General features: G+C 63.3%; 11 protein-coding genes. 6 read left to right on the top strand and 5 right to left on the bottom strand.

All coding sequences use genetic code 11. The features are described from left to right. Position 1: 1 nt before the first annotated feature. Positions 2–2500: a glycoside hydrolase family 2 protein gene (locus EGY25_RS15090; protein ID WP_167762582.1), complete on the top strand. Its 2499-nt coding sequence runs from the start codon at positions 2–4 to the stop codon at positions 2498–2500. Positions 2501–2520: 20 nt separating this feature from the next. On the opposite strand, the gene EGY25_RS15085 is transcribed toward EGY25_RS15090, so the two are convergent. Further along, positions 2521–3159, bottom strand: a complete 639-nt coding sequence (locus EGY25_RS15085; protein ID WP_135195839.1) for a TetR/AcrR family transcriptional regulator — start codon at positions 3157–3159, stop codon at positions 2521–2523. A gap of 751 nt (positions 3160–3910) precedes the next feature. Between EGY25_RS15085 and EGY25_RS15080 the strand changes: the two genes are divergently transcribed. Continuing rightward, positions 3911–4405 (top strand): hypothetical protein, encoded by a 495-nt coding sequence (locus EGY25_RS15080; protein WP_135195838.1) that lies wholly within the window; start codon positions 3911–3913, stop codon positions 4403–4405. Between the two features lie 74 nt (positions 4406–4479). Beyond that, the gene (locus tag EGY25_RS15075) at positions 4480–5580 is read left to right on the top strand and encodes a glycoside hydrolase family 130 protein (RefSeq protein WP_135196073.1); all 1101 of its coding nucleotides are present in this window, start codon (positions 4480–4482) and stop codon (positions 5578–5580) included. Positions 5581–5914: 334 nt separating this feature from the next. Here the strand turns inward: EGY25_RS15075 and EGY25_RS15070 are convergent, their stop codons facing one another. Then, positions 5915–6334 carry a hypothetical protein gene (locus tag EGY25_RS15070; protein WP_167762581.1) on the bottom strand — a complete coding sequence of 140 codons (420 nt, stop codon included), beginning with the start codon at positions 6332–6334 and terminating at the stop codon, positions 5915–5917. Between the two features lie 242 nt (positions 6335–6576). Between EGY25_RS15070 and EGY25_RS15065 the strand changes: the two genes are divergently transcribed. The 3 genes from EGY25_RS15065 (at position 6577) to EGY25_RS15055 (ending at position 9166) form a co-directional block, all read left to right on the top strand. After that, positions 6577–7491, top strand: coding sequence for a LysR family transcriptional regulator (locus tag EGY25_RS15065; RefSeq protein WP_135195836.1), 915 nt, complete (start codon positions 6577–6579; stop codon positions 7489–7491). Positions 7492–7748: 257 nt separating this feature from the next. After that, complete coding sequence (locus EGY25_RS15060; protein WP_245159495.1) at positions 7749–8729, top strand: alpha/beta fold hydrolase; 981 nt, start codon at positions 7749–7751, stop codon at positions 8727–8729. Positions 8730–8761: 32 nt separating this feature from the next. Then, the gene (locus tag EGY25_RS15055) at positions 8762–9166 is read left to right on the top strand and encodes a VOC family protein (RefSeq protein ID WP_135195835.1); all 405 of its coding nucleotides are present in this window, start codon (positions 8762–8764) and stop codon (positions 9164–9166) included. Between the two features lie 367 nt (positions 9167–9533). Here EGY25_RS15055 and EGY25_RS15050 read toward each other — a convergent pair whose 3' ends face one another. Genes EGY25_RS15050 through EGY25_RS15040 form a run of 3 tightly spaced genes read right to left on the bottom strand, consistent with a single transcriptional unit; the run spans position 9534 to position 12720 of the window. After that, a complete protein-coding gene (locus EGY25_RS15050; protein ID WP_135195834.1) occupies positions 9534–10493 on the bottom strand; it encodes an ABC transporter ATP-binding protein in 960 nt (319 codons plus the stop codon). Then, entirely contained in the window at positions 10493–11536 is a 1044-nt protein-coding gene (locus EGY25_RS15045) for a FecCD family ABC transporter permease (protein WP_209308103.1), read from the bottom strand. Before EGY25_RS15045 ends, EGY25_RS15050 begins: the two co-directional genes overlap by 1 nt. Then, positions 11533–12720, bottom strand: a complete 1188-nt coding sequence (locus EGY25_RS15040) for an ABC transporter substrate-binding protein (protein ID WP_135195833.1) — start codon at positions 12718–12720, stop codon at positions 11533–11535. The genes EGY25_RS15045 and EGY25_RS15040 overlap by 4 nt, the downstream gene beginning before the upstream one ends. Between the last annotated feature and the right edge of the window lie 103 nt (positions 12721–12823).

Genomic DNA, 12823 nt, shown 5'->3' with positions numbered 1-12823 from the left:
GATGACCCTGCTTAGTAGATGGGAACTGAAGGATTTCGACCCCGGAACGGGTCTGGGCCAAGGCGCCGCTAAGCAGGACGGCGAAGGCTGGCTTCCGGTCTCGGCCCCCGGCGACACCTATCTGGCCCTGGTCGAGGCGGGTCGGCTGGCGCATCCTTATCAGGGGCGTGGCGAGGACCCAGCCGCGTGGGTCAGGGACCGGGAGTGGTGGTGGCGGTGCGGGTTCCTGACCCCCTCGGCGTCTTCCGGCGACCGGGTCGAGTTGACGTTCGAGGGGCTGGACACCTTCGCTTCCGTTTATCTGGACGGCGAACTGCTGGGTCGAACCGACAACATGTTCCTGCATCATGCGTTCGACATCACCGAGCATGTCCGCCCCGGCGAGAACCATCTGCTGGCGGTCTGTTTTGATCCTCCAGCGCAGTCAGTCGGCGCCAATGTCTTGCCTATTTGGAGCGCCTTCAGCGACCGGATCAGCCATTCCAAACGCAATCAGATCCGCAAAGCCCAGTTCGGCTGGGGTTGGGACTGGGGTCCTGACCTGCCCACCGTCGGCGTCTGGAAACCTGTCCGCCTCGAAACCCGCCCGCAGGAACGGATCGGCGGCGTCCGGTTCGACACACTTGTCGCCTCCGCCGAGGCCGCGCAGATCCTGATCACGATCGAGTCTCCGGCCGACGAGGCGCTGATGGTCGAGGTTATTTTCGCCGACCCTGACGGTGCCGTGGTGCTCCATCGGCGCTTACAATCGGGCGACGCCTCGCTTGAACTGACCCTAGAGAGTCCAATGCTCTGGTGGACGGCGGATCTGGGTGATCAACCGCTCTACACTCTGACCGTTCGTCTCTCTGCGGACTATCGTCTTCTGGACGAAATCCGCCAGCGGGTCGGGATTCGCACCATAGCCCTCGATCAGTCGCCCGATCCTGGAGAGCCGGGCGCGACCTTTTTCCGCTTCCTCCTAAACGGCCATTCCATCTTCGCAAAAGGCGCCTGCTGGGTGCCGACGACCTCCTTCGTCGGCGACACAGCGTCCGAACCCTACGAGCGGCTCATCGATCAGGCCGTGAGCGCGAACATGAACATGATCCGTGTCTGGGGCGGCGGCATCTATGAGCCGGACGCCTTTTACGACCTGTGCGATCGCAAGGGTCTCCTGGTCTGGCAGGACTTCATGTTCGCCTGTGCCCATTATCCCGAAGACGACGCATTCGTGACCTCAGTGCAGGCGGAAATCGAACAGCAGGTTCGGCGTTTGCGCCACCACGCCTGTCTCGCCGTCTGGTGCGGCAACAACGAGAACCAGGCGATACACCGGATCAATGAGGACAATACCGGCGTCACGTCTCTCCTCTTCGGCCTTAAACTGTACGACGATCTGATGCCGGCCCTGCTCGAACAGCTGGACCCGGCCAGGCCCTACCGACCCAGCAGCCCTTTGGGTGGAACCAATCCTAACAGCATGAAAGCAGGCGACGTCCATAACTGGACCGTGTGGCACGGGCTTCCACCGATCCCCGATGACCGGATGGTCGGAGAGTTCCGGACCGATCCGGAAGGGGTGTCCTACCTACGCTATGCCGAGGACACGTCTCGCTTCGTCTCGGAGTTCGGATTGCAGGCCGCCCCGGCCCAGGCGACGCTTAAGCGTTGGATGGAGTCCGACGACCTCCACCCCGACAGCGAGGGCTTTCTTGCCCGGATCAAGGACGAGGCGCGCAAGGCCTATGCGATGATGGAGCCCGTCACCGGCCTGCCGTCAACGTTGCAGGAGTATGTGGACTTCTCCCAATGGTGTCAGGCTGAGGGGCTGAAGTTCGGGATCGAGCATTTCCGGCGTCGCCGCCCCCACTGTTCCGGCGCCCTGTTGTGGCAGTTCAACGACTGCTGGCCCTGCGTCAGCTGGAGCCTGATCGACTACGACGGCGTGACCAAGGCCGGCTATCACGCCGTGCGACGCGCCTTCGCCCCGATCCTAGCCTCCTTCCGTCGCGCGGATGACGGCCGGATCGAACTCTGGATCAGCAACGACGGCGCGCAGCCCATCGAGGGTGTGGCGACCCTCGTGCTACAGGGCCTGGACGGCACGGAGCGATGGCGAGAAGAGCTGGCGTATTCGGTCCCGGCCGGGGGTCACGCCATCGCCTGGCAAGGCGACTCGCCACAGGGCGACGACATTGTCCTGAGGGTCTGGTCGATTGACGACGCCTTCGAGGCCAATCGATATCTGCCGGTCACCATCTCCCGGCTGGCGCTCACTCCCGGCGCCAGGCCCGTCGCTTCCGTGACCCGTCTGGGCGCTACGGCGCTCCGCATCGATCTGACGGCGGACGTCTATCTCGCCTTCGTGCATCTCACCTCTGATCGCTCGGACCTGACGTTCAGCGACAATCATTTCGACCTTGCGGCGGGTGAAGCCAGATCCGTCGTTGTGCGCGCGCGCGGGCCGCTGGGGCCTGACGATGTATCGATCAGATGCTGGAACGATCGCGGGTCCTGATTGAAACCCGCTATGGAGGCCTAGATCGGCGTGGTTCCGGTGCGTTCCTGCTCGTAGATCGCCCGGAAGCCGCCGGCCATGAAGGTCGCCATACGCCGCTTGATGGAGGCAAAATCTTCGGAATGGCAGAGCCCGCCGGACAGGACGTCGATCCGGCCGGTTCGCGCCAAAGTAGTGATCAGGGATCCGGAAACGAAGTGATAGCCCCAGAAGATGTCTTCGTCGGACATCTCCGGCATCGCCTTCTTCAGCAGGGCGATCAAACGGATGACCACCGGGTCCATCAGTCGGTTCAGGAGTTCGGATCCCCACTGCGGCGTATTCGCGACCTGGGCGGCCAGGGCGGCGTAGTTGCGCCACGCCTCGCCGCCTGTTCGATAGGAATCTAGGTCGGTATCGAGAAAGGCGTGCAGAGCGCCTTCAAGCGTGACCTTGCCGCCTACCGAAGCTTCGTAGGCATCCATGGCCTCGATCCGCCTGTTGGCGGTGACAGGCGCGCGCCGTTCGACGACCGCGTCGAACAAGGCTTTCTTGTCGTTGAAATAATAGTGCACCAACGACGTATGAACGCCGATCGCCTTGGCCACCTGCCCGAGCGACACTCCGTGCAAGCCATGCTGCGAAAACAAGGTTTCTGCGGCATCGAGAATCTGCTGCATCGTTTCCGCGCGCTGTTCCGACTTGGATCGAGCGCTGGATTTAGGCGTACCGGCACGGCGGGGCGATTTGGATGTTACCAACAAAGGACTCCTGAACTCAGGCAAGGCCAGACTTCATTAGACGTTCGACAAAGATAGTGCAGCCCTTGCGACTTCGCTTCCAGTTCGGCCGTAGCCGCGAAGGCCGTTCGAGGGACTGCGAAGCCTTAGGACTTCCGTCAAATTCCATGACTCCCGATCCAGGCCAAGGCGACGCACTGCCACCGCGGAAGTTTAAGGGTGGCGCGGCGACGCGTCACTCTCTCGCACGCCGGAGGAACCACCACTCCCTCATTACATTCATTATGTTGACAATGAATGTAAATTTGGCGTTATTTTGCTGCTCCCTTGGATCGCTAGGGAGATTGTCCAGCATTTGCCGCGATCCGGTCAGGAGCCCCTAATGCGTCTGAGCACTTTCGGCATATTGTGTGGCGCGGCCTCGCTTGCGGCCTGTAGTCCCACTGGGCCTGATTCCGCTGCGAATCCCGTCGAGGCCACAGAATTGGCCATTGCAAGCGAGCCCGAAACAGAGGTGCCGCTCCCCGTCGGTCCGACTTCTCCGTCGCCTGGGTCGAACGCCTCGGATCAATCCATCAACCCAATACCGACCGCCCCGATGAGTCTGACCGGATGGACGGGGGAATGGTTTGGTCCAGAGGGTCTGTCTCTGACGATCCGATCTGATGGTCCACGACGTGTTCGGATTAATTTGAAGGACTCGCTGGACTCCAGTGCTCAGTACGTCGGCCAGGTGAACAGCGACTCCATCTCCTTCGAGCGCCAGGGCGTCACCGAGACCCTGCGGCGCGGCGTTGGAACGGAAACAGGCTTCTCCTTCCTGAGGTCGCGCAAGGACTGCCTGATCGTGAGAACGAACCAGGAGGGCTATTGCAGGCGCGCCGCCTCCCAAAACGCTTCTGCGCTGACACCCTGGCTTGGTCGCTGGCAGGGCCCGGAAGGTTTGTTCATGGACGTCCAGCCTGGAGCGTCGGGCGACCAGGTCCGGCTGACCGTGAAAGACAATCTCGACAGCCAGGATAACTATGTCGGACGGTTCGACGGCTCGGCCATCCGTTTCGAAAGACGGGGCCGGACCGAGGCAATCCGTCGAGGAAACGGATCTGAAACCGGCTTTTCGTTTCTCCGCTCGCGCCAGGACTGTCTGATCGTGATTGCCGGACGCGAAGGATATTGCCGCCCATAACGCGCGCAGTGGAGCGATTTACGTAACCAACTGCGACCGCAGATCGTCCGTCCTGGAGAAGCCTATTGAAACCGATGATCGCGCCAGAGTGGGCGATTGGCCCGTTCAGTCGCCCGACGCGACTGTTGGAGAACCGCCGCGACGTGCGGTTCGACTGCCCCGTGTCGCTGAAACAGGTCGAATGGGCAGCCAAGGATCTGTTTAACCCCGGCGCCATAGTCCACGAGGACAAGGTCTGTCTGCTGGTACGCGCCGAGGACAATGCTGCACGATATTCGGGGACGTCACGCATCGGTCTCGCCACAAGTGTGGACGGGCTGACGTTCGAGCTAGAGCCGGAACCGGTTCTCTTCCCGGCAGATGACCGATGGCAGGCGTGGGAGTGGTCGGGCGGGCTGGAAGATCCCCGCGTCGTGCAAGCGCCGGACGGTCGATTCATCTGCACCTATACGGCGTTTGATGGAAAGGTCGGTAGCCTGTTCGTGGCGTCATCCACCGATCTGAGAACCTGGACCAAGCATGGACCGGCCTTTGCTGAAAGCAACTACGTCCGCCTTCCCACGAAATCCGGCGCCATCATCACCCGGGTGCAGGATGACCGGTTGGTCGCGGCGCAGATCGATGGTCGCTACTGGATGTACTGGGGCGAAGGCATGATCTTCGCAGCGGTCTCAGACGATCTTATCCATTGGCGACCGATCGAAGCGGACGGTTATCCAGACAAATATCTGACCTGGGATCCCCAGAGCGTCGGTCCATCAGGACACTGGAGCAGAGACCGCCTTGAAGGCCGTCCCGGCCTTCGATCACTGGCCGGTCCAAGACGTCGGCGCTTTGATTCCTGGCTCACCGAACCAGGCCCTCCCGCCGTGCTGACGAACGACGGCGTCGTGCTCATCTACAACGGCGCCAATGCGCCCGATGACGGCGCCGAAAATGTCCCGCCGTTTGCCTACCAACCGGGTCAGATGCTGTTCGACAGGGAAGATCCCACGGCGGTGATCAGTCGCGTCGAACAGCCCTTTTTGACCATAGATCCGGTCGAGGCGCATGGGCAGGTCGGCAATGTCTGCTTCGCCCAGGGTCTGGTGTTGTTCAAAGGCAAGTGGCTGCTCTACCTGGGCTTGGCCGACTCACGTGTCGGCGTCGCGACCGCTGAGTTCAGACAGCGCTGACGAATGACGACGAGCCAGGGACGTCCGCCGTGAGCGACTTCATTATACCTTCGACGCGTCGCAGACATGGCGGGCCTAGACGTCGGATCTGCGTCGACCAAGGCCTCGACGACTATGTCGGCTCCCATCAGCGGCGCGGCACAGGCTCGGCTTGCGGCCCATACCGATAACGCCCTGGAAATCCAGCTAAGCCTCGTGTCCTTGCTAAGGCGGGGGAACTGAGTCGCGCATCGTCAGAATTCGACCCGCCGTCGACATCGGCGAATTTGAATCACGTGATTGATTACGCGCCCCCCCTGGTCCTGGTTCACCATGCGGTGAAGACGGACAGACATCAGTCATGTGCTTCTACGCTTCGGCCTAGCCAGAGCGTCTTGGCCTTGCCGGCCGCCGCAGAGATGAGAATGGCGGGGATCGCTTCCAACGCAAGCCATCCCAGAGCAACGACGAACAGGGGCTCCAGGCCTGTTTGCACCAGCATCACAGGCGCCTGACCAAACACCATGATCGGCCCCCAGCGCCATGATCTCGTGGGGAAGAACCAGCTAAACGTTGCGCCGATCACCAGGGACGCCAGAAACCACGCAAGATAATAGGGAGAGTCCCACGGCTCTACTGCGGCCAGCGTGACGCTCGCGGCCGCCCAGAAGCCGGTACCGATAATGGACACAGCGAGAAGGCGAAGACTGTCTTTTTTCATGGTGTTTTTATCCAAAAGTTTCATGGTCATAATGAGCCCCGCGCCAAACAGCATGGACGTTGCTCGTCGGCTCTCACGCCGGCAGGCTGCGGCGACGCCGAAGTCCCAGAGAAAGCAGCAGCAAAAATTCACGCCGCCATAAACGCGATTTGTCGTCCATGCGCCATGAGCAGTCATGCAGAGGCATGGCCAGGCGGAGCTTCCGTCGCGGCCTCTTGCCAGACGACCTACTGCTTCATGGTCGGGGAGATAATCTGCTAACTTCGAGAAAGATCATCATCGAGAAAGAGAAGACGATGGACCGCCTCGAAGGCATGACGATCTTTCTGATGGTGATCGAGAAGGGCAGCTTCTCCGGCGCCGCCCGCGAACTTCGCATCCCGGTCCAGTCGGTCAGCCGTAAGGTCGCCGACCTTGAAAATCATCTCGGGACCCAGCTGCTCACCCGCACGACCCGCAAACTCAGCCTGACGGATGCAGGCATCGCCTTTGCGTCTACCTCACGCCGGATCGTCGATCTGGTGGATGAGGCGGAGCGTGAAGCGGCCGGGGAGTTCGTCACGCCTCGGGGCGATCTTGTGGTGACCGCCCCGGTCTTTTTCGGCCGGCTGCACCTCGTCCCGATCGTGGCGGATTTCCTGGCCATGTTCCCCGACATCAACGTCCGGCTTGTGCTCGGCGACCGGAACCTGGACCTGCTCGACGACCAGATCGACATGGCTTTGCGCATAGGGCGGCTGCCCGACAGCGGAATGATCGCCACCCGAGTGGGCCAGGTGCGAGGCGTCGTCTGCGCCAGCCCGCGTTTCCTTGCCGCCCATGGCGCGCCGCGCAGGCCCGCCGATCTCGCTCACTTCCCCTGCATCGCGACCGAAGGCCCGACCTCGCCCGCGGGCTGGCGCTTCCGTGACCCAGGACGTGACAAGGTTATCGAGGTGGCGGTTCGCGCGCGGCTGACGACGGCGGCCGACGCCGCGATGGAGGCCGCCGTTCTGGGCCTCGGCTTCACACGCCTGCTTCACTACCAGGTTGAAGCGGCGCTTCGTTCAGGCAGCCTCGAACTGGTCCTTGAGGATTACGAGGATGAACCTTTTCCTGTTCACCTCGTGCACGCGCCACGCGCGCACATGCCCCTCAAGATGCGTCGTTTCATCGACTTCGTCGCGCCGCGCCTTCGAGACATCCTCATCCGGATCGAGACCGGCGCCTGAGACGACACAGGAAGCGGCGGCAGACCGGTTAGCCGAGGGCCTTAGAGTTGGCGGACCGTGCCAGTTCGCGAATAGCGCCGGTCTCAGTTATGCGAACGAAGCCGCAGGCCTGATCAGGATTTACGGCTCAGAATCCGCCGCTTACTTTCACGGCATGATTGAAGGTCTATCGCAAAATCGGCGCATTATCTCCCAGGCTCTGATGATGCACAAGTCATGGGCACCGCTGCGCCGTCGCGCACATGAAGGAATGACCAATGACCGACCCGACTCTCGCTCGCCGCTCAGTGATGAGCCTCATGGCCGTCGGCGGCGCCCTCGCGCTTGGAGCGCCTTCCACGCAAGCACAGACCGCCGCCCCCGCTGGCCCGGCGGCCTCCCCAGTTCGCTACAAGACGCAGCGGGTCGACGACCTTGAGGTCTACTACCGCGAGGCTGGCCCCGCAGACGCCCCGGTCATTCTGTTGCTCCACGGCTTCCCGAGTTCGAGCCACATGTTCCGCGACCTCATCCCCGCGCTGTCGGATCGCTACCGCGTCATTGCGCCGGACCTCCCCGGCTTCGGCGAAACCAAGGCGCCGTCGCGCGCCGACTGGACCTATTCCTTCGCCAACCTGGCCAAAACGATGGAAGGTTTTGTCGATGCGATCGGCCTGGATCGCTATGCGATCTACATCTTCGACTATGGCGCGCCCACGGGTCTGCGGCTGGCCCTCGCCCAGCCGAACCGCGTCACCGCGATCATCAGTCAGAACGGCAACGCCTATGAAGAAGGCCTGAGCGAGGGCTGGAGCCCGATCCAGCGGTACTGGCAAACCCCCTCCAGCGCCAATCGTGAAGCCTTGCGCGGCTTGTTCGCCTCCGATGCAGTTCGCGACCAGTACGTCACCGGCGTCAGCGACCCATCGCAAGTGTCGCGCGACGGGTCCAATCTGGACTCGTGGTTCCTGGGCAAGCCTGGGCGAGATGAAATCCAGCTGGACCTCCTTCTCGACTACCGCACCAATGTGGATCTCTATCCGGCGTTCCAGGCCTATTTCCGCGACAAGAAGCCTCCACTCCTCGCCGCTTGGGGACGAAACGATCCATTCTTCCTTCCGGTCGGCGCCGAGGCCTACAGGCGAGACCTGCCGGCCGCCGAAGTCCACTTCTTCGACACCGGTCACTTCGCCCTGGAAACCCACAGTGCCGAGATCGCCGGACTGATCGGTGATTTCCTCGGTCGGCATCTCCAATAGTCCCGCCTAACCCCGGCGAGAAAGCCAAAGCCATGTCCGAAACCCTCACCGACGGCGTCCACCACATCGGCCTCGCCGTCCGAGATCTCGACGAAGCAGCGAGCTTTTTCTGCGGGGTTCTGGGCTTCTGGGAACGGGGCCGGAATGACGACTATCCGGCCCTGTTCATTTCAGACGGCAAGATCATCTTGACGCTGTGGCAAGTCGCCGATCCAGCCTATTCCATTGCGTTCGACGGGCGCGGCAACATCGGCCTGCATCACCTCGCCCTCGCCGTCCAAGATAGAGCGATGCTTGACCTCGTGCATGACCGGGTTCGGACGCATCCTGGCGTCACGGTAGAGTTTGCGCCTGGGCCGACGAAGCCCGGTTCAGATAAGCTGCACATGATCTGTGCAGCAGCAGGAGGCATCCGTATCGAGTTCATAGCACGATGAGACTCAGCCAAGCTCGAATCGTCTCAGTGCCGATCATAAATTTGGGCGGTTAGAACACGCGTTGCACCGGTAGGCTTCTTGAGATCGCCCGCGACCAATAAGCAGACGTTGCCGATGACCGCCGTGATCCAAAACCGGTCATCCCTTGCTCGTCATTTGAGGGGCCACCGGTTCACATCCCCAATAGCGCGCCAAGAGCCCCTCGTCGTTGAGGAGGACTACGAGCCGCTTGAGGATCGCCCACGCCGTTTCCGCGTCGGGCGGATGCGCCCTGGATTTCGGCTGTCGCCTGAGATTTCGTCGGGGTGGCTGAGTGGTGGCCCGCGACGCCTATTCTGCCAGCGCGCTTCGGTTTGCCTCGGCCAAATCAGCGACCGATCGCCCGGCTCAAGTCCCGTATCGAAGAATAGGTTTCCCCATTCACGCTGTACCCTCGCGGCGAGTGGCGAATGACCAGGTCGGCGCTGCCCTCGCCCGTGCTGGTCACGAAGCCCATCCGCTCGACGTAGCGCGCCAACCAGACTGCCGTCGTATCGACGGCGTCGATAAAGACCGCGCCTCGCGCCGCACCGCGCGTCTCGAACCGTCCCGATTGAAGCGAGAAGACAAGATTGGCCTGATCAAAGGCCTCGCCGATCGCACCGGACAATGCGACATCCTCGGGCGCGCCATCGATGAAGCGGCCGTGACCCGGCAAGAGCCAGATCCGGTCCGCCGCATTCAAAGAGAGCTCCAGGTCGTGACTGGACAGGATGATCGAGACGCCCGTCTCATGCGCGATCCGCCGCAAGGTCGCTGTGATGGTCACGCGGCTGGGCAGGTCGAGGAAGGCGGTGATCTCGTCCAGCAGCATGACCTGCGGACGTTGCGCCAGCGCGCGGGCGATCATCACCCGCTGTCGCTCGCCGTCAGAGAGACTGTCGACGAAACGATCTCGCAGGTGCTCACCCTCGACCTGCTCCAGCGCCTCCGTCGCGATCGCGCGATCCTCGTCCGACAGCGCACCCGTCCACCCCGTGTAGGGCTGTCGCCCCATTTCGACGAGTTCGCGGACGCGCAGGGCGCCGACCTGGGGCCGGTCGGTCAACACCACGGCGACCTTGCGCGCCCGCTCGGCGGTGGGCCAGGCCCGCACAGGCCGATCATCGAGCCGGGCTTCGCCGCTGATGGCGGGGATGAAGCCGGCGAGCGTGCGCAGCAGCGTCGACTTGCCCTGGCCGTTGCGGCCCAGAAGGCAGATGAACTCGCTCGGCTCAACCGTGACCCGGTCCAGCGTCGACAGGACGCGTCGGCCATAGCCGATCTGTAGATTGGCGATCGCGTACATCAGCCCTCCCCTCCGCGCAGACTGCGCGACCGCAGCAGCAACAGGATGACGAGCGGCGCGCCGATCAGCGCCAGGATGGCGTTGAGGTGCAGGAAATGCTGCTCCCAGGGCAGGTGGACCACGAGGTCCGCCGCCAGGGCCAGGACCGCCCCGATCAGGGCGGTCGCCGGGATCAAGGCTCCGATCCGCGCTGATCCTATTAGGCCGCGCGCCAGATGCGGTACGATCAGACCGACGAAGGCCACCGGCCCACAGAAAGCCGTGACCGGGGCGGCGAGCAGGATGGTGGCTCCCAGAACCAGCCGGCGCAGACGGTGAACATTCACCCCGAGGCTCTCGGCGTAAACATCGCCCAGCAACAGGGCCGTCAGCGGCTTGGCCAGCACGACGGCGCCGAGGAGACCCAGGGCCAGGAGCGGCCCCAGAGTGACGAAATCGCTCCAGACCACATTGGCGAAGGTCGCGTCGTTCCAGGCGGCGAAGATGCGCCCCTGGCTGCGGTTGGTGAAATGCAGCAGGACGCTGATCAGCCCCTGGGCGAGGAAGCCCAGCATCAGCCCGAGCACCAGCAGGGTGACCGTCCCCACACGGCGCGCCATGGCGCTCATCGCCAGCGCCACGCCGAGCGTGCCAAGGACCGACCCGACGACGACGCCGAGACCCGCGAAGCCCGTGAGGATCATGAGGAACCCCGGACCGACGATTGCACCCGCCACGATCACCAGGGCCGCACCGAACTGCCCGCCGGCCATCAGACCGAGCGACCAGGCATCGGCGAGCGGATTGCGGAACAGGGTCTGCATCAACAACCCGGCCAGCCCCAGGGCCGCGCCGCCAATCACAGCGGCCAAGACCCGAGGCAAACGCAGGTCGACGACGATGCGGGATTCCATCGATCCGGAGCCGATCGATCCCAGCCCCGCCACGACGTCCCCTGCGCTCAACATCACCTGGCCGATCATCAGGCTGGCCAGACTGACGATCACCAGCACGGCGGCCAGACCCAGTCCTACGGCCAATGACCGCATCGAACCCGCGCTCATCGGTACACACCCCGGTCCACCGCCTTCAGGAACCGGAAGGGCTCCGCCACCAGCTCCGGATGCAGCGCCTTGACGAAATCGGCGAGCACCCAATCCGGTCGGACGAAGACGGTCTGGTACCAGTCATAGGCGTTGGCGGAGAGATTGCTGCGCCCCGTGTTGGCGAACAGACGGCCGTCACGGAATGCCGGAGAGACGCGTTCGATAGTCGTGCTGCGAGGCGGGGCCGCGTGGAGATCGCCGATGATCCAGGCCTCCGCCTTTGCTGCCACAGGCAGGATCTGTTCGGTCGACAGGGTTTCGGACGACCACTGGCGAGGGTCCTCCGGCCGGAGCAGCAGATTGAGCCCTCCGGCGTCGGCCAGATAGGCCTGTTCCGCGCCTCTAACCGTGGCGACCCAGCGATCTCCGCCGGCTGGATAGGCCCAGAGCATGGGCACGGCGGGCCTCGCCGCGACTGCCGTTTTCAGCGCCTGCACCCTCATGTCGATCTGGGCGAACAGCCGGTCGGCCTCGGCCTCTCGACCGGTGAGGAGGCCGTGGAGCCGGATCCATTCGGCGCGTCCGAGGTAGGTGGGCTCGTCCTCGGCGAACGTCGGCACGACCGTCAGGCCGAGACGCCGGGCGCGATCCAGGACGGGTGTTTGCGCCAGGTCCGACAGACGCATCAGAAAGACATCCGGACGGACGGCCAGCAGGACGTCGAGATTGGGCGGAGCATGCCAGTTGTAGCCGATCTGGCCGATGCGTCCGTCGATGACGCCCTGACGTACCGCATCGTCGAAGGACACGCGACCGCCGACGGCCACCAGCCGATCCTTGACGCCGAGCTGGCCGAGGAAGGCCTCGTCTGAGGCTGCGTTGGCCGCGATCCGTATCACCGGGGTGCGGATCACCGTCGCCTCGCGCAGCGAATCAGGAAGCGTTGGCGCCGCAGCTCCCCGGGGCGCGAGAACCAGGACGGCTTCCTGCTCCTGGGCCTGTCCGCCGCTTTGATCTGCGACCGGCGCCCTAAGACGCGCGACGACGTAGCCCTCGTTCTGCTCCAGCCGTAGGTAGCGCGCATGGCGAAGCGGAATTGTCTCTCCGCTTGGCGCTACGGCGTCCGTCCCTCGAACTTGAGGTTCTGAACAGGCGGACAGGGTCGCAGCGCCCGCCGTCAGCAGAAATGATCGTCTCAGCATTGCGCTTTACACCCCCTGTCGGGTCCGGATCCGGGCGAACAGAAATATCAGAAGAGGGGGTGACTAACTGCAATGTTATAGCATAACAAGCCCGACCATTTCG

Origin of the sequence: Brevundimonas intermedia (assembly GCF_004614235.1) — a bacterium.
Taxonomy (GTDB): domain Bacteria; phylum Pseudomonadota; class Alphaproteobacteria; order Caulobacterales; family Caulobacteraceae; genus Brevundimonas; species Brevundimonas intermedia_A.
Note: the sequence above shows the minus strand (reverse complement) of the source record. Positions and strands in the feature narration are given on the sequence as shown.